The sequence below is a fragment of the Gordonia sp. G4 genome (assembly GCF_057770005.1).
Genome location: NZ_CM173442.1, coordinates 3,601,481 through 3,619,407 on the forward strand (window position 1 = coordinate 3,601,481; position 17,927 = coordinate 3,619,407).

At 69.3% G+C, this 17,927-nt stretch carries 14 protein-coding genes and 1 pseudogene; 11 read left to right on the forward strand and 4 right to left on the reverse strand.

Annotated elements, in window-relative coordinates; all coding sequences use genetic code 11:
* Positions 1-8: 8 nt before the first annotated feature.
* Together AC3B5T_RS16160 and AC3B5T_RS16165 are read right to left on the reverse strand one after the other, a co-directional pair.
* Positions 9-917 carry a DUF305 domain-containing protein gene (locus AC3B5T_RS16160; protein WP_055475002.1) on the reverse strand — a complete coding sequence of 303 codons (909 nt, stop codon included), beginning with the start codon at positions 915-917 and terminating at the stop codon, positions 9-11.
* Positions 918-1,001: 84 nt separating this feature from the next.
* The gene (locus AC3B5T_RS16165; protein ID WP_010842963.1) at positions 1,002-1,826 is read right to left on the reverse strand and encodes a thioredoxin-like domain-containing protein; all 825 of its coding nucleotides are present in this window, start codon (positions 1,824-1,826) and stop codon (positions 1,002-1,004) included.
* 151 nt (positions 1,827-1,977) lie between these two features.
* Here AC3B5T_RS16165 and argS point away from each other — a divergent pair, with 151 nt between their 5' ends.
* The 6 genes and pseudogenes from argS (at position 1,978) to rho (ending at position 10,818) form a co-directional block, all read left to right on the forward strand.
* On the forward strand, positions 1,978-3,630 hold the full coding sequence (gene argS / locus AC3B5T_RS16170) for an arginine--tRNA ligase (protein WP_488357707.1): 1,653 nt from the start codon (positions 1,978-1,980) through the stop codon (positions 3,628-3,630).
* A complete protein-coding gene (gene lysA / locus AC3B5T_RS16175) occupies positions 3,627-5,048 on the forward strand; it encodes a diaminopimelate decarboxylase (protein WP_065632836.1) in 1,422 nt (473 codons plus the stop codon). Before argS ends, lysA begins: the two co-directional genes overlap by 4 nt.
* Entirely contained in the window at positions 5,045-6,385 is a 1,341-nt protein-coding gene (locus AC3B5T_RS16180; RefSeq protein WP_058252747.1) for a homoserine dehydrogenase, read from the forward strand. The genes lysA and AC3B5T_RS16180 overlap by 4 nt, the downstream gene beginning before the upstream one ends.
* Positions 6,378-7,463 carry a threonine synthase gene (gene thrC / locus AC3B5T_RS16185; RefSeq protein ID WP_165630229.1) on the forward strand — a complete coding sequence of 362 codons (1,086 nt, stop codon included), beginning with the start codon at positions 6,378-6,380 and terminating at the stop codon, positions 7,461-7,463. Before AC3B5T_RS16180 ends, thrC begins: the two co-directional genes overlap by 8 nt.
* Complete coding sequence (gene thrB / locus AC3B5T_RS16190; protein ID WP_488357708.1) at positions 7,444-8,415, forward strand: homoserine kinase; 972 nt, start codon at positions 7,444-7,446, stop codon at positions 8,413-8,415. The genes thrC and thrB overlap by 20 nt, the downstream gene beginning before the upstream one ends.
* Before the next feature lie 337 nt (positions 8,416-8,752).
* Positions 8,753-10,818: pseudogene (rho, locus tag AC3B5T_RS16195) on the forward strand (transcription termination factor Rho).
* 415 nt (positions 10,819-11,233) lie between these two features.
* Here the strand turns inward: rho and AC3B5T_RS16200 are convergent.
* Positions 11,234-12,166: a ChuX/HutX family heme-like substrate-binding protein gene (locus tag AC3B5T_RS16200; RefSeq protein ID WP_488357709.1), complete on the reverse strand. Its 933-nt coding sequence runs from the start codon at positions 12,164-12,166 to the stop codon at positions 11,234-11,236.
* A gap of 1 nt (position 12,167) precedes the next feature.
* Entirely contained in the window at positions 12,168-13,376 is a 1,209-nt protein-coding gene (locus AC3B5T_RS16205) for a sulfite reductase subunit alpha (protein WP_488357710.1), read from the reverse strand.
* 301 nt (positions 13,377-13,677) lie between these two features.
* On the opposite strand from AC3B5T_RS16205, the gene rpmE reads away from it, so the two are divergent.
* The 5 genes from rpmE to AC3B5T_RS16230 all read left to right on the forward strand — a co-directional run bounded on the left by rpmE (position 13,678) and on the right by AC3B5T_RS16230 (position 17,921).
* Entirely contained in the window at positions 13,678-13,890 is a 213-nt protein-coding gene (rpmE, locus tag AC3B5T_RS16210; RefSeq protein ID WP_010842972.1) for a 50S ribosomal protein L31, read from the forward strand.
* A 120-nt stretch (positions 13,891-14,010) separates the two neighbouring features.
* A complete protein-coding gene (gene prfA / locus AC3B5T_RS16215) occupies positions 14,011-15,087 on the forward strand; it encodes a peptide chain release factor 1 (RefSeq protein WP_058252753.1) in 1,077 nt (358 codons plus the stop codon).
* A 5-nt stretch (positions 15,088-15,092) separates the two neighbouring features.
* Complete coding sequence (locus AC3B5T_RS16220; RefSeq protein WP_488357711.1) at positions 15,093-16,001, forward strand: N5-glutamine methyltransferase family protein; 909 nt, start codon at positions 15,093-15,095, stop codon at positions 15,999-16,001.
* Positions 16,002-16,005: 4 nt separating this feature from the next.
* A complete protein-coding gene (locus AC3B5T_RS16225; protein WP_058252755.1) occupies positions 16,006-16,665 on the forward strand; it encodes an L-threonylcarbamoyladenylate synthase in 660 nt (219 codons plus the stop codon).
* Positions 16,662-17,921: a serine hydroxymethyltransferase gene (locus AC3B5T_RS16230; RefSeq protein ID WP_078112010.1), complete on the forward strand. Its 1,260-nt coding sequence runs from the start codon at positions 16,662-16,664 to the stop codon at positions 17,919-17,921. The genes AC3B5T_RS16225 and AC3B5T_RS16230 overlap by 4 nt, the downstream gene beginning before the upstream one ends.
* Positions 17,922-17,927: the final 6 nt, after the last annotated feature.

The following is a 17,927-nucleotide window of genomic DNA, read 5'->3' on the forward strand; positions in this document are numbered from 1 at the left end:
GGCGCTGCTCAGTTCATCGGAAGCGGTTGTGCACCACGCAGTGCCAACATCTGGGTGATGATGGCGATCTCCTTGTCCTGGGTTCGCTTCATGCTCGACGCCAGGTCGCGGACGTAGGCCTGCTCGACGTTCGCCGGGTCCGCGGCGTACTCCATCATGTGCAGACCGCCCTCGTGGTGGCGCAGCATCAGCTGCAGGAACCGGATGTCCACCTCGGGACCCCGCATCGCGCGGAACTGCTCCATCTCCGTCGACGTCGCCATACCCGGCATCGCCGGTTGCTCGGCGTCGGACTCGGGCGCACCCGAAGCGGGCGCGCCGGACGTCGGCATCGGCATGTCCCCGTGATCCATGTCGCCGTGATCCATGTCGCCGTGGTCCATGTCCCCGTGGCCGCCGTCTCCGTGGTCCATGCTGCCGTGATCATGACCGCCCTCGGTGTGATCCGCGGGATCGGAATGGTCGTGTCCCTCGGTGTCCGACCCCCCGTGGCCCATCCAGGCCATGGTCGCCCCGGGGTTGGTGACGGGCCGGCCCCATCGCGACAGCCACGACTGCATCTGGCCGATCTCGTTGCTCTGGGCGGTGAGGATGTCGAACGCCATGCTCCGCACCTCGGGGTCGGTGCCGTGTTCGAGTTCGATGGCCGCCAGTTCCACTCCCTGCTCGTGGTGGCGGGTCATGTCCTGGGCGAATCCGACAGCCGCCGAGTTCGCGGCGGGCGAGTCCTCGCCGGTGGGGTCCTCAGCGAGGCTCGCCTGGATGAGCAGGCCGAGGCCGACACCGAAGAGAAGCAGCGCCGCCCCGCCCAGCGCGAGCAGGATCCGGGGACGCGACGACGTCTCGACAGCGTCGTCAGTTGCCACGGAAGTCGTTGTGTCGTCCGGGGTTTCGGGACGATCGCTGCTGTCGGTCATCGCTGGGTCCTCGTCGTTCGTCAGGCCGGGGTCGTCTCGTCGGGCCGGGCCGGTGGCCGGACTGATGTTCGGGTGTGAACCGCGTCAGCCCGCGGGCGTCGGGGCGCCGCTGCCGCCGTCCATCGGGACCGCATCGGGGCCGGGCTCGCCCTGGTCGGCCGGCGGAGGATTCGACGGATCGAACCCGGGGATGGCGGTACAGGTGGCCTGGGTCTCCGGGTAGGCGGCGGTCTGCGGATTCTCCGGGTAGACACCGGGCATCATGTTGCGGCGCAACGCGGTGATGAACTGGTTGACACGCGGGTCGCCGGCGGAGTCCAGCTTGAGCTGGTGGCCCCAGCTCTGCAGGGACAGCGGCTTGTCGAGTCCGGGGTAGGGCGACAGGAACAGGTACTGCTCACCGCGGACGAGCTGCTTGAGGTAGTCGAGGTCCTCCGGGGAGATCGTGTCCGGGTTGTAGGTGATCCACACCGCGCCGTGTTCGAGCGCGTGAACGGCGTTCTCCGAGCGCAGCGGATTCGGGTAGACGACGCCGGTGCAGGTCGCCCAGATCTCGTCATGGGGACCACCGAACGGCGGCGATTGGTCATAGGCGACGCGCTGGTCGGCCGTGACGTGGCGGGCGGCCTCGTAGTACCGCTTCGTCACACCGGGGATGTCGGACGCCGGGTCCGGCTTCTGCGGGGTGGGCACGAACTCCGACACCGACTCGACGGCGACGTCGTCCTTCTGTTCGGCGCGCTGCTCGTTGAACTTGGGGACGAGGTAGATCGCGAGACCCGCGATGAGACCGATGACCACCACGACGGCACCGATCAGCATCCAGTCGATTTGCCGTCCCGTCGCCGAGGGAACCGAGCCTGCTCGTTTGCGGGACTTGGGGACGTTCGCCCCTGGTTTGCGCGCCATTGACTTCTTTCCTCATCCGACTGCGGGCGCCGGGCGGGCGGGCGGAATGCCCCGGCACGCGCTCGGCGCCCACGAGTGTACTGGTGGGCCCCGTGGGTCGAGCGGGGTGCGATTGTCGGTGATCAGGCAACGGCCAATAGGATGATGTCCTGTGACTCCCGCCGACCTGGCCGCGCTGCTGCGCGCCGTGACCCTGACCGTGGTCCGTGACCGCGGACTGGACGAGAACCTGGTGCCCGACTCCATCGTCGTCGAGCGCCCCCGTCACGCTGACCACGGCGACTACTCCACCAACGTCGCCCTGCAGATGGGCAAGCGACTCGGCGTGAACCCGCGCGAACTCGCGGGCTGGCTCGCGGAGGCCTTCGCGGATGCCGAGGGCATCTCCAAGACCGAGGTCGCCGGTCCGGGATTCGTCAACGTCTGGCTCGGTGCCGCCGCGCAGAACACCGTCGTCGCAGCCGTGCTCGCGCGCGGTGCGGACTACGGCCGTGGGAACGAGTTCGCCGGGTCGGTCATCAACCTCGAATTCGTCTCGGCCAACCCGACCGGACCCATCCATCTCGGCGGTACACGCTGGGCCGCCGTCGGTGACGCACTCGGACGTGTTCTCGCCGCCCGTGGCGGAGCGGTCACGCGGGAGTACTACTTCAACGACCACGGCGCCCAGATCGACCGGTTCGCCCGGTCGCTGGAGGCGGCCGCACTGGGTGAGGAGACCCCGGAGGACGGGTACGCGGGCGATTACATCGCCGACATCGCCGCCAAGGTCGTCGAGACGGTCCCCGAGGTGCTGTCGCAGCCCGACGCCGACCGCCTCGAGACGTTCCGTTCGGTCGGGGTGGACCTGATGTTCACCCACATCAAGCAGAGCCTCCACGACTTCGGCACCGACTTCGACGTCTTCACCCATGAGGACAAGATGTTCGCCACCGGCCTCGTCGACGAGTGCATCGGCGAGCTCAAGGCCAATGGCAACCTGTACGAGAAGGACGGCGCGTGGTGGCTGCGGTCCACCGAGTTCGGTGACGACAAGGACCGTGTGGTCCTCAAGAGCGACGGCAACGCCGCCTACATCGCGGGCGACATCGCCTACTACCGTGACAAGCGCAACCGCGGCTTCAACCTCTGCATCTACATGCTCGGCGCCGATCACCACGGGTACATCAGCCGGCTCAAGGCCGCGGCGGCGGCGCTCGGCGACGACCCGGCCACCGTCGAGGTGCTGATCGGCCAGATGGTCAACCTCGTGCGCGACGGCACGCCGGTCCGTATGAGCAAGCGTGCCGGCACGGTCATCACGCTCGACGACCTCGTCGACGCGGTCGGCGTCGACGGCGCGCGCTATTCGCTGATCCGCTCGTCGGTCGACGTCAACATCGACATCGATCTCGACCTGCTCACCAAACAGTCCAACGACAACCCGGTGTACTACGTGCAGTACGCCCACGCGCGGATGTCCGCACTGGCCCGCAACGCCGCTGACCTCGGGGTCGTGTCGTCGCTGGACCATCTCGACCTGCTCGACGATCCCGCCGAGGGCGAATTGATCCGCACCATCGGCGATTTCGACGATGTCGTCGCGACCGCCGCCACGTTGCGCGAACCGCACCGGGTCTGTCGCTACCTCGAGGTCCTCGCCGGCACCTACCACCGGTTCTATGCCAAGTGCCGTGTCCTGCCGCAGGGTGACGAGAAACCGGCGGACATCCACCGGGCCCGGCTCGCCCTGTGCGAGGCCACCCGTCAGGTCTTGGCCAACGGCCTGGGGCTCGTCGGCGTCACCGCGCCGGAGCAGATGTGAACGCACACCCCGCCGGCCCCCGGCACGCCGAACTGCTGGCCGCACCCCATCTCGCCGAGCGTCCGAACGACCCGGCGGTGCTCGCCGCCATCCCCGCACAGGTGTGGCCGCGCAACGCATCCCGCGACGAATCGGGCGAGCTACGGTTGGCCGGCGTGCCGGTGAGTCAGCTCGCCGAAGAGTTCGGGACGCCGGCGTTCGTCGTGGACGAGGCCGACTTCCGGTCGCGCTGCCGGGACATGATGGCGGCGTTCGGCCCGTACGGGCGAGTGCACTACGCGTCGAAGGCGTTCCTGAGTACCGAGATCGCGCGCTGGGTCGACGACGAGGGGCTGTCCCTGGACGTCTGCAGCGGTGGTGAACTCGCCATCGCACTGCGCGCCGGTTTCCCGCCGGAGCGAATCGCATTGCACGGCAACAACAAGAGCGTCGACGAGCTGCGCGCTGCGGTCGACGCCGGGATCGGGCACGTCGTCCTCGACTCGATGATCGAGATCGATCGGCTCGACGTGATCGCCGGCGAACGCGGTGTCGTCGCCGACGTGCTGGTGCGCGTGACCGTCGGTGTCGAAGCGCACACCCACGAGTTCATCTCGACCGCACACGAGGACCAGAAGTTCGGATTCTCGCTCGCCGGTGGGATCGCGATGGAAGCCATCCGGCGGGTCTTCGCGACCGACAACCTCAGGCTCGTGGGTCTGCACAGCCACATCGGGTCGCAGATCTTCGACATGGACGGATTCGAGCTGGCCGCCCACCGGGTGCTCGGACTGCTCCGCGACGTCGTCGGCGAGTTCGGTGTCGAGAAGACCGCGCAGATGTCGGTCGTCGATCTCGGTGGCGGACTGGGGATCTCGTACCTCCCCGACGAGCGTCCGCTGCCGGTGCAGAAGGTGGCGGAGACGCTCGCGGCGATCGTCGAGCGGGAGTCGGCAGCACTCGGGCTGCCCATGCCGACCATCGCCGTCGAACCGGGCCGCGCCATCGCCGGTCCCGGCACGATCACGCTGTATCGCGTCGGCACCGTGAAGGACGTCGCACTGGGCGGCGGCGCCGTACGACGCTACGTCTCCGTCGACGGCGGCATGAGCGACAACATCCGCACCGTTCTCTACGACGCCGAATACGACGTGCGGCTCGTGTCCCGGGTGTCGGAGGCCCGTGCGGTGGTGTGCCGGGTCGTGGGAAAGCATTGCGAGAGCGGCGACATCGTGATCAAGGACTGTTGGCTGCCGGAGGATCTCGGCCCCGGCGACCTGATCGCGGTGGCGGCGACCGGTGCCTACTGCTACTCGATGTCGAGCCGATACAACATGACCATGAGACCGCCCGTGGTGGCGGTGGCCGACGGGAACGCCCGGCTACTGCTGCGCCGGGAGACCATCGACGACTTCCTCAGCCTGGAGGTGGGCCTGTGACCGAATCCGTGCAGAACACAAGTGGCGCAACCGATGCGGACTCGCGCACCATCGGTGTCGCGGTGCTCGGCATGGGCAATGTCGGTGCCGAGGTGGTGCGCATCATCACCGACAACGCCGACGACCTCCGGGCGCGCGTCGGGGCTCCCGTGGAGATCCGCGGCGTCGCGGTGCGGGATCTCGGCCGTCCCCGCAAGATCGCGCAGGATCTCCTGACCGACGACCCGGCGGCACTCGTCGCGCGCGACGACGTCGACATCGTCGTCGAGTTGATGGGCGGCATCGACCCGGCCCGCGGTCTGATCCGGTCGGCGCTCGAGAGCGGCAAGTCGGTGGTGACGGCGAACAAGGCGCTCCTCGCCGAATACACCGGCGAACTCGCGACCGCCGCGGCAGATGCCAAGGTGGACCTCTACTTCGAGGCCGCGGTCGCCGGCGCCATCCCGGTCATCCGTCCGCTGATGCAGTCGCTGGCCGGCGACACCGTCGAGCGGGTCAACGGCATCGTCAACGGCACCACCAACTTCATCCTCTCCGCGATGGACGAGACGGGCGCCGACTACGCCGACACCCTCGCCGAGGCCGGCCGCCTCGGATATGCCGAAGCCGATCCGACGGCCGACGTCGAGGGCTACGACGCCGCGGCCAAGGCGGCGATCCTCGCCTCGATCGCCTTCCACACGCGGGTCACGGCGGCCGATGTGCACCGCGAGGGCATCTCCTCGGTCACGTCCGCGGACCTGGTCGCGGCCAAGAAGTTCGACTGCACGATCAAACTGCTCTCGATCTGCGAGCGCGTCCGCGACGCCAATGGCGCGCAACGGATCTCGGCGCGCGTGTACCCCGCGCTGATTCCGCTGACCCACCCGCTGGCGACCGTGAACGGCGCGTTCAACGCCGTCGTCGTGGAAGCCGAGAACGCCGGGCGGCTGATGTTCTACGGGCAGGGTGCCGGGGGATCACCGACGGCATCCGCGGTTCTCGGCGACATGGTCATGGCCGCCCGCAACCGCGTGCACGGCGGGCGCGGACCGCTCGAGTCGACCTACGCCTCCCTGCCCGTCGCCCCGATCGACGACGTGTTCACGCGGTATTACGTCTCGATGCGGGTGGCCGACAAGCCCGGCGTGCTGGCGCAGGTCGCGGGGGAGTTCTCGAAGCGGTCGGTCAGCATCGCCGCGGTGCGCCAGGAGGGCGCGGGCGACGACGCCCGCCTGATCCTGGTCACCCACCGCGCCCCCGACCGAGCTCAATCGGATTGTGTTGCGGCGCTCGAAGACATGGACGCCGTCATCAAGGTGTCGAGTGTTTTGCGATTGGAAGGTACCGATGACTGAAGCGACTTCTACGCCTGTGCACCGCGCGTGGCCGGGCCTCATCGAGGCCTACCGGTCGCGGTTGCCCGTCGCCGACGACTGGAAGGTCGTCACGCTGCTCGAGGGTGGCACCCCGCTGATCAGTGCGCCGCATCTGTCGTCGCTGACCGGCTGCGAGGTCTACCTCAAGGTGGAGGGCCTCAACCCCACCGGTTCGTTCAAGGACCGCGGCATGACGATGGCCGTCAGCAACGCGGTCAACAACGGCAAGACCGCGGTCCTGTGCGCATCCACGGGCAACACCTCGGCATCAGCCGCCGCATACGCCACCCGGGCCGGGATCACCTGCGCGGTCCTGATCCCGCAGGGCAAGATCGCGATGGGCAAGCTCGCGCAGGCGGTCATGCACGGCGCCAAGATCATCCAGGTCGAGGGCAACTTCGACGACTGTCTCGAACTCGCGCGCAAGGCGACCGCCGAGTTCACCGAGATCGAACTCGTGAACTCGGTCAACCCGGCGCGGATCGAGGGTCAGAAGACCGCCGCCTTCGAGATCGTCGACGTGCTGGGCCGTGCCCCCGACGTCCACGCTCTGCCGGTCGGCAACGCGGGCAACATCACCGCGTACTGGAAGGGCTACAAGGAGTATCACGCCGACGGCGTCTCGTCGTCGGTGCCGCGCATGCTCGGTGTCCAGGCCGCCGGCGCCGCGCCGCTGGTGAACGGTGCGCCGGTGAAGGACCCGGAGACCGTCGCCACCGCCATCCGCATCGGCTCCCCGGCCAGCTGGAACCAGGCCGTCGCCGCGAAGGACGAGTCGAACGGGCAGTTCCTGGCGGCCACCGACGAGAAGCTGCTCGAGGCCTACCGCCTCGTCGCCGGCAAGGAGGGCGTGTTCGTCGAGCCGGCGTCGGCGGCCAGCGTCGCGGGTCTGCTCGCCGCGAGTGCCGACGGCTGGATCGGGCGGGGCTCGACCGTGGTGTGCACGGTCACCGGCAACGGTCTGAAGGACCCCGACACCGCGCTGGCGGGCATCCCGGCGGTCGAGGCCATTCCGGTGGACCCGGTGGCGGTCGCGAATGCTCTCGGTGTCGGCTGACGGGGCCGGGTCCGCGGCGGCTGCCGCGGGAACGGTGCCGGTAGGGCTCTCGACGAGGGTCCGCGTGCCCGCCTCCAGTGCCAATCTGGGGCCCGGATTCGACTGTCTCGGAATAGCTCTCGGAATCTACGACGAGGTGATCGTCGAGACGGTCCCGGATGGCGTCACCCTCGAGGTCGAGGGTGAGGGCGCCGACGCCGTGCCCCGCGACGACTCGCACCTCGTGGTGCGGGCGCTCACCCGCGGACTGGCACACGCCGGGCTGCGGGCCCCCGGTCTGACATTGCGCTGCGTCAACCGGATCCCGCATTCGCGGGGTCTGGGTTCGTCCGCCGCCGCCGCGGTGTCGGGTCTCGCCGCCGCGTCGGGCCTGATCTCGGCCGCCGGCCTCGGTCCGGGGCTCTCGGCCGACGAACTGGTACAACTGTCCAGCGAATTCGAGGGCCACCCCGACAACGCGGCCGCGAGCGTGCTCGGCTCGGCGGTCGTCACGTGGACCGAATCGGCCGACGGCGTCGCCTCGTATCACGCGCACCGCCTCCGGGTGCACCCCGACATCTACGCAACGGTCTTCGTGCCCGACACCGAGTCGTCGACGTCGTTCACCCGCGGACTGCTCCCGGATTCGGTCCCGCGCGCCGACGCCGTGTTCAACCTGAGCCGGTCGGCCCTCGCCGTCGTCGCGCTGACCACCGATCCGCGCAACCTCATGGCCGCGTCCCAGGATCGGCTGCACCAGCCGTACCGGGCGTCGGCGATGGCGCCGACGCACGATCTGGTCAGCGCGCTGCGTGCGCGTGGACATGCCGCGACCGTGTCCGGAGCGGGACCGACCGTCCTGGTGCTCGGTACGGCGCCGGTGCCCGCCGAGATCCGTCAGCTGGCGCAGGGCCTCGGATTCGACGCCCGGTCGGTCGCCGTCGCCGGCGGCGTCGAGATCACCGTCGGCTGATCGGCGTCGTCCGCACGACCGCCGGAGTGAATGCGCATTCATTTGGCGCTTCCGGCGTGTTGCCCCTATCATGCGAACGGGGTTACCATATTCTGGTCTAGCCGCGCAGGCTTGTCCTGCCGCTTCTCATCCTTCACCGATCGGAGATGACCGGCTGTGTATCCGGGCCGGGGTCATGGATCTCTGTCGACGGTGCCGAAGCGCAGGTGTTTCCGGGCACGCTCGCAGCGGACCACACATTCTCACCGTCCACCGCGGACGGACTCCCTAGCGCACAGAAGCAGGGAAACGTAGACCTCACGCAGTTCTCGTCTGCGGGAGGAACGAAAGGACTTCCGTGACCGATACGGACCTGATCACCGCACCTGCCGAGCAGGAATCCGCGGGTTCGGCCGGCCCCGACTCGGGACGACCGGCCACCAAGACACGTGCACGAACCGGCCTGTCCGGCATGGTGCTCAGCGAACTGCGGACGGTCGCCGGTGAACTCGGCATCAAGGGCACCTCCGGGATGCGCAAGGGCGATCTGATCGCCGCGATCAAGGAGCGCCAGGCGGGTGGCGACGCCCCGGCCGCGAAGAGCGCTCCCGCCCGGTCGAAGGCCGGCACGTCGAAGCCGGCGACGAACGACGACCAACTGACCATCGGCGACTCCCCGGCAACGGCCGGGGCGGACTCGACCGAGAAGAACGACGCCCCCGGAGCGGCGCGCGCACCCAGCGCGGCGCCGGCCGCAAGGCCGCTGCCGCCGACGCACCGGCCGAGGCGTCGTCCACCGAGACCGCGAACGCCGACGCTACGGGACCAACGAACAACCCGGCTGCCACCCAGGCCGACGGCTCGAGGAACGGCGCCGACGCGGCGAAGTCCGAGGCCCAGGCCGGGGATGCACCCAAGGGCGGCAGCGCTTCCGAGACCGACTCGTCGGAGACCGGTGCGGGACGCGAGCGACGCCGCGGCCGTGACGGCTCGGGCGAGGCCGCGGGTGACTCCGACGGCAACGACCAGCGCACTCGGCGCAACCGCAACCAGAACCGCGACAACCAGAATCGCGACGGGGGCCAGAACCGCGACAACCAGAATCGCGACGGGGGCCAGAATCGCGACAAGCAGAACCGCGACGGCAACCAGAACCGCGACGGTGGTCAGGACGACGACGGCGAGGGCGGCGGTCGCCGTCGGGGTCGCCGGTTCCGTGAGCGTCGTCGCGGCCAGAATCGCGACACCCCGAACGAGCCGCAGGTGTCCGACGATGACGTGTTGCAGCCCGTCGCCGGCATCCTCGACGTGCTCGACAACTACGCCTTCGTGCGCACCTCGGGGTACCTCGCCGGTCCGAACGACGTCTACGTCTCGATGAACCTGGTCCGCAAGAACGGACTTCGACGCGGCGACGCGATCACCGGTGCGGTCAAGGTGCCGCGCGAGGGCGACCAGCAGAACCAGCGCCAGAAGTTCAACCCGCTGGTGCGGCTGGACACCGTCAACGGCGGAGACGTCGAGACGGCCAAGCGTCGCCCCGAGTTCAACAAGCTCACGCCGCTGTACCCGAACCAGCGCCTGCGGCTGGAGACCACCCCCGAACGACTCGACACCCGTGTGATCGATCTGATCATGCCGATCGGCAAGGGGCAGCGCGCCCTGATCGTGTCGCCGCCGAAGGCCGGTAAGACGACGATCCTGCAGGACATCGCCAACGCGATCGCGACCAACAATCCCGAATGCCACCTCATGGTCGTCCTCGTCGACGAGCGTCCCGAGGAGGTCACGGACATGCAGCGTTCGGTGCGGGGTGAGGTCATCGCCTCGACCTTCGATCGGCCGCCGTCAGACCACACCTCGGTGTCCGAGCTCGCGATCGAGCGCGCCAAGCGACTCGTCGAGAGCGGAAAAGACGTTGTGGTGCTGCTGGACTCGATCACCCGTCTGGGTCGTGCGTACAACAACGCGTCGCCCGCGTCGGGTCGGATCCTGTCCGGTGGTGTCGATTCGACCGCGCTGTACCCGCCGAAGCGGTTCCTCGGCGCGGCGCGCAACATCGAGAACGGCGGGTCGCTGACGATCATCGCCTCGGCGCTCGTCGAGACCGGCTCCACCGGCGACACGGTGATCTTCGAGGAGTTCAAGGGCACCGGCAACGCCGAGCTCAAGCTCGACCGCAAGATCTCCGAGCGCCGGGTGTTCCCGGCGGTGGACGTCAACCTGTCGAGTACTCGTAAGGACGAGCTGCTGCTGTCGCCGGAGGAATTCTCCATCGTGCACAAGCTGCGTCGCGTGCTCTCGGGTCTCGACTCGCAGCAGGCCATCGACCTGCTGATCAGTCAGCTCAAGAAGACCAAGACGAACATCGAGTTCCTGATGACGGTGCAGAAGACCGCACCGGGCGGGAACAACGACGACTGAGTTCGTCCGGCATATCCCCGCTCCCTGAGGAGCGAGCTTGCGAGCGTCATATCCCCGCTCCCTGAGGAGCGAGCTTGCGAGCGTCATATCCCTGCTCCCTGAGGAGCGAGCTTGCGAGCGTCACGAAGGGTCCTGGTGAGACGACGGGTTGCGAAGACCCTTCGTGACGCGCCCTCCGCAAGCTCCGGGCGCTCCTCAGGGAGCGGGGTTGGACGCGCCCTCCGCAAGCTCCGGGCGCTCCTCAGGGAGCGGGGTTGGACGCGCCCTCCGCAAGCTCCGGGCGCTCCTCAGGGAGCGGGGTTGGACGCGCCCTCCGCACGCTTCGGGTGCTCCTCAGGAGCAGGGGGCAGGTCGTTCTCTCGGCTTGGAGAAGCAGTGGGAGACGGTACGGGTGCGCGACTCGCGCGGTACCCTCTCAGCCGGCGAGGTCGGCCGCCAAGTGGGCCCACGCCTGAGCACTCGGCGGTGCGACGGCCCCGGTCTGGGTCACGATCAGCGCGCACTCGCCTCCGCGGCTGTAGATCTCGAGTGATCCCGTGCGGTCCCACACCCCGCGGGGCCACGTCACCCAGCATTCGCCGACGAGGTCGAAGTTGATCATCACGCGGGTGCTGCCGGATGCCAGCACCATCTGGCCCCGATGCTCGCGGGCTCCATCGAAACGGTCCTGGCGCATCTGGATGCATCCCGGCGCCGCCGTCGCGAAGGTCACGGTCATCCCCAGTCCCGCTGCGTGCTCGAGTGCGGCGATCACCGCACGTGTCTCGACGCGGACGGTACGCGCGCAGTCGAGATGGGCGAGGGCCGCCAGGCGGGCGACACCTCCGTCGGTGAGTACCGCGTCGAATTGTGCGACCTGATCGTCGTCGATCGAGGCGGACGGGTCCACGCACTGTGGCGCAGGCGAATCCACGAAGGGCCCATCGAGGACCGCGGCCGCGCCGGTGCAGGTCATCGCCTCGAACGCCAGCCGGTCGGAGTTCTCCGTCAGGTAGGTGGCGTGAGCGGTGTTGCCGCGGTGGTCGAACAGTCGCAGGGTCGGCGGAACGTGGGCGGCGGGATCGCTGAGCAACGCCGACGACAAGCGAGAGGGGTTGAGCCGCAGTGCGATCTGCTGCGAGTCGACACGAAGCGGACCGCCCACGGTCGTCGGGAGGTCATGGACTCCGACCGCGTTCATGATCACCGGACCGGCAACGGTCACGCCGACGACCTGGGCCAGGCCGGGCAGGCGCGCGGCGACCGCGGGGACGTCGTGATTCACCGAGGAGTCCGCGAATCCGGCTGTCCGCAGCAGGATCTCGAGATCGCTGCGGGCGTGCGGATGGTCCCCGGCGGAGTGGGTCATCTCAGTAGACGTCGCGAGAGTAGCGATTCTCCGCGCGCAGGCGATCGACGTACGCCGCGGCCTGGTCGGGCTCGAGACCACCGTGTTCGGCGACGATCTCGTGCAGCGCCGCATCGACGTCGTCGGCCATCGTCGTGGCGTCGCCGCACACATACAGATGCGCGCCGGCCTCGAGCCACGCGAACAGCTCACCGCTGTGTTCGCGCATCCGGTCCTGGACGTAGACCTTGTGTTCCTGATCGCGGGAGAAGGCGAGGTCGAGCCGGTCGAGAAGCCCGTCGGTGACGAACCGGTCGAGCTCCTCGGCATAGAGGTAGTCGTGGCCGCGATGCTGGTCACCGAAGAACAGCCAGTTGCCGCCGGGTGCGCCGGCCGCGGCCCGCTCATGCAGGAAACCGCGGAACGGGGCGATGCCGGTGCCCGGGCCGATCATGATGGCCGAGACGTCGTCGGCGGGCAGCCGGAACTTCTTGTTGGGGGAGATGAAGACGGGCACGGTGTCGCCGGGCGCGCAGCGGTCGGCCAGGTGGGTCGAGCACACACCTCCGCGATCCCGGTCGGCGACGCGGTAGCGCACCGTGGCCATCGTGATGTGGACGGTGTCGCCGTGGACCCGCGGGCTCGACGAGATCGAGTACTCGCGGTGCGCGAGGGGACTCAACTCCTCGAGCAGTTCCTCGGGAGTCGGGGTGAAGGTCGGGTCCAGATCCAGGAGATCGAGGACGTCGAGTCCGTGGAGCCACGCGTCGAGTGCCTGCGGGTCACCGGCGTCGAGAAGTCGGGCGAGTTCGGGGTGTCCGGTGCGTTCGGCGACGACCCGGACGAGGTACTTCGACGGCGCGCCGATCTCGTACCTGCTGGTCAGTGCCTCGCGCAGGGTGTAGGTCGCCTTGCGGTCGGCGATGATCTCGTCGCCCACCGCGCGCAGCCGGGCGAGCAGGAGATCGACCAGCGCGGGATCGTTCGTCGGGGCGATGCCGATGCCGTCGCCGGGCTCGTAGGTGATGCCGCTGTCGCCGAGATCGAGTTCGAGATGCCGGACCTCCTTGGCCGATCCGGGACCGGAGAGGAGTTCGTTCCGTACGACCGTCGCCGGGTAGGGATTGCGCCGGTTCCACGGCGATCGGGCCGTCTTGCCGGTACGACGGGCGGGGGAGGTCCGTGCGGTGTCGACTGCGAGGCTGCTGCCGGTGGAGGCGGCGTCGTACATCGAGGATTCCTTCGGGGACGGGATGCGGGGGAGCGTGTGCCGCCGACAGGGCGGGCGACGCCACGGTACTACACTTAGGCAACCCTTACGAGGATCGCGATCTGCGTCACGTGCAGTGGAGTGCGGGTGGCCGTGCCGGGAATGGATCCGAGCGGCCTGCCGTTGAGGCACCTGCGACCGCGGTGACCGGGATTTTTCCCGGGTGATGCCCCCGTGGCATACTGATCGGTCGAGTCCGGTTCCGGTTCACACCGTCGACAAGCGACGGTGACCCGGCGACCTCAGAAAGGGACAGTCAGACATGAAGCAGGGAATCCACCCCGAGTACGCGACGACCACCGTCGTCTGCGGCTGCGGCAACACCTTCGAGACCCGCAGCACCGCTGCCAACGGTCGGATCAACGTCGAGGTCTGCTCGCAGTGCCACCCGTTCTACACGGGCAAGCAGAAGATCCTCGACACCGGCGGCCGCGTTGCCCGGTTCGAGAAGCGCTACGGCAAGCGCGCCAAGTAGACCCCGCTGCGACGCCCGCCCGACGATGTCGGGACGGGCGTCGCTGTGTTTTCCGGTCAGAGTTCTTCCCGGTGTCGCCGATCATCCGGCGTGCGCCGGTCGACAAGTGAGGTCGCCTTCATGAGTACGCAGAGTCCCTCGGCCATCGACGACATCCTGGCCGAGCACTCGGGTCTCGAACGCCAGCTGGCCGATCCCGCCCTGCACGACGATCCCGCCGCGGCCCGTCGCGTCGGTAAGCGATTCGCCGAGCTCGCGCCCGTCATGGCGACCTACACCCGGTTGAAGGCGGCACGCGAGGATCTCGAGGCCGCACGGGAACTGGCCGCCGATGACGCGTCGTTCGCCGCCGAGATCCCCTCTCTCGAAGAGGCCGTCGAGGAACTCGACGCGACGTTGACCGACCTGCTCGCCCCGCGCGACCCCCACGACGCCGACGACGTGGTCCTGGAGATCAAATCCGGTGCGGGCGGCGAGGAATCGGCACTGTTCGCGGCGGACCTGGCCCGGATGTACCTCAAGTACTGCGAGCGTCACGGCTGGAAGGCGCAGGTGCTCGGCGTGACCGAGTCCGATCTCGGCGGCTACAAAGAGGCCACCTTCTCGATCAAGTCGAAAGAGGCCGTGCGCGACGGGGTCTGGTCGCGACTGAAGTTCGAGGGCGGTGTGCACCGCGTCCAGCGGGTGCCGGTCACCGAGTCGCAGGGCCGCATCCACACGTCGGCGGCCGGGGTGCTGATCTACCCCGAGCCCGAAGAGGTGGCCGAGGTGACGATCGACGAATCGGAACTGCGCATCGACGTCTACCGCTCGTCCGGCAAGGGCGGCCAAGGCGTGAACACCACCGATTCGGCGGTCCGGATCACCCACCTGCCCACCGGAATCGTCGTCACATGCCAGAACGAACGTTCGCAGTTGCAGAACAAGGCGCGCGCGATGCAGGTCCTCGCCGCCCGGCTGCAGTCCGCAGCCGAGGAAGAGGCGGAGGCCGCCGCCGCGCAGGGTCGTGCGGCCCAGATCCGCACCGTGGACCGGTCCGAGCGGATCCGGACCTACAACTTCCCCGAGAACCGCATCACCGATCACCGGATCGGTTACAAGGCCAGCAATCTCGACGCGGTCCTCGCCGGTGACATGGACAACCTGCTCGACGCGCTCGTCGCCGCGGACCGGCAGGCCCGCATGGAAGCGGAATAGGTGTCGTGACCGGCAGGCCGACCCCGGTGCCGGACGAACTGCGTGCCGCAACCGCCCGTCTCGCCGCGTCCGGGATCGACTCCGCACGCCGTGACGCCGAATGGCTGATGGCGCACGTGCTCGGGATCGATGCGGGCCGTCTCGTGCTGGTGGACGCGATCGACGACGCGCCGGCGCGCGCGTTCCGGTCCGCGATCGACCTGCGGTCGCAGCGGATTCCGTTGCAGCACATCATCGGGACCGCCGCCTTCGGCCCGGTCGAGTTGGCCGTCGGCCCCGGAGTGTTCATCCCCCGGCCGGAGACCGAGTATCTCCTCGAATGGGCGGTCGACCGACTCCGGGCCACCCCCGGACCGCATTCCGCGGCTGATTTCTGCAGCGGCAGTGGGGCACTGGCGATCGGCATCGCCGCGATGAGTCCGGCGACGCGGGTCGTGGCGATCGAGGCCGACGAGGATGCGCTGGTGTGGTTGCGTCGCAACGTCGCCGACGCGACACCGGCCGTCGGGTCACGGGTCGACGTCGTCGCCGCGGACGTCACCGATCCGGATCAGGTCGCGGGAGCCGTCCCGGCCGGCAGCGTGTCGGTCCTGGTCACGAACCCGCCCTACGTGCCGCTCGACGCCGTGGTCGGACCCGAGGTCGCCCACGACCCGGCTCGCGCGGTCTTCGGCGGCGCGGACGGGATGTCGGTCATCGTGCCGATGGTGCCGGTCATCGCCCGCACGCTGACGCCGGGTGGCGTCGTCGGGATCGAACACGACGACACGACCGCCGACGCCGTCGTGTCGTGCCTGCACGCGCACGGCGACTTCGAGGAAGTCACCCGGCACACGGATCTGACGGGCCGGCCGAGGTTCGTGACGGCGCGCCGACGGCAGGCCGGGTCGGCCGAGCGCGGCATGGCAGGATGATCGTGTGAGCACTGTTTTCGACTGCAACGATCCACAGAACCGCTCGTCGGGGATTCGGGCGGCGGTCGGGGCGGCGAAGGCCGGACGGCTGATCGTGATGCCCACCGACACGCTCTACGGCGTCGGATGCGACGCGTTCGATTCCGACGCCGTCGGTGCGCTGCTGGCGGCCAAGCACCGCGGCCGGGACATGCCGGTGCCGGTCCTGGTCGGCTCTTGGCACTCGATCGACGGACTGGTCCTCTCGGTGCCGCAGCCTGCCCGCGACCTGATCGAGGCCTTCTGGCCGGGCGGCCTGAGTCTGGTTGTCCGACAAGCACCCTCGCTGGCGTGGGACCTCGGCGACACCGACGGCACCGTCATGCTGCGGATGCCGCTGCACCCGGTCGCGATCGACGTGCTGCGCGAGGTGGGGCCGATGGCGGTCTCGAGCGCGAACGTCTCGGGGCGTCCGCCGGCGACCACCGCCGACGAGGCGCGCGAACAACTCGGTGACGAGATCGCGGTGTACCTCGACGGTGGCCCGGCGCCGGCCGCGCAGGCGTCGACGATCGTCGATGTCTCCGGGCCGAGTCCGCGCATCCTGCGCGAGGGCGCGGTCTCGACGGACGCCGTCGCCGACGTACTCGACACGGACCCGGCCGCGCTGCTCGCGGAGCGATGAGCCCCGACGCGCCGAGGTTCGGACCACACGGCGTCGAGGCGGGCAGCGCCCCGACCGGTGACGCCGCGGTCGACGCCCTGGTGAGCCGCGAGGTCGGCCGGCGCCGCGACACCTTGCAGCTGCTCGCCAGCGAGACCGAGCCGACGCCCGGGGTGCGGGCCGCGATGGCGTCGGTCTTCGACGCGAAGTATGCGGAAGGGTATCCCGGGGCGCGCTACCACGGCGGTTGTGAGGTGGCCGACGAGCTCGAGGAGCTCGCCGTCGGACGGGCCCGCGCGCTGTTCGGCGCCGAGTACGTCAATGTCCAGCCGCTGTCGGGGAGTGCGGCGAACCTCGCCGTCTATGCCGCCTTCGCCCAGCCCGGAGACCCGGTGCTCGCGCTGCGCCTCGAACACGGCGGCCACCAGACGCATGGTTCTCGGGCGAACTTCTCCGGCCGGTGGTTCTCGCCATTGCACTACGAGGTCCGCCGCGACGACGAACTCGTCGACTACGACCAGGTCCGGGATCTCGCGCTGGTGCACCGCCCCCGCATCCTCGTCGCCGGCGCCGCGTCCTACTCGCGGACGTTCGACTTTGCGTCCCTGCGCCGGATCGCCGACGAGGCCGAATGCATCCTCTGGGTCGACGCCGCACATCTCGCCGGGCACATCGCGGCCGGCCTGCTGCCCTCGCCGGTGCCGCACGCCGACATCGTCACCCTGTCCACCAACAAGGTGATCCGTGGTCCGCGCGGCGGGGTCATCCTCGCGCGGGCCGAACACGGCGAGGCCCTGCGCAAGGCGGTCTTCCCGTTCGTGCAGGGCGGTCCCGCGATGCACGCCGTCGCCGCGAAGGCGGTCGCCTGCGCGGAATCCGGTACCGACGAGTTCGCCGGCTACGTCCGTCGTGCGGTTGACAACGCCCGCGGTCTCGCCGCGGAACTGGCGTCTCGGGGCGCCCGGGTGGTGTCCGGCGGCACCGACATCCACCTCGCGGTCGTCGACGTCAGCGGCTTCGGCATCTCCGGGATGGAGGCGCAGCACCGGCTCGGCGCGGCCGGGATCGTCGTCGACAAGGCGGTCCTCCCGTTCGACACCCGCCCCGTCTCCGAGGGATCGGCGATCCGGATCGGTACGCCGGTGGCCACCGAGCGCGGCATGACCGCCGCGATGCATCCGGTCGTCGCCGACGCGATGGCCGCGGCGATGTCGACGCGCGACCGTGAGACACACGAGCGGATCCGTCGCGAGATCGCCGCACTGGCCTACGGGTAGCGTGGT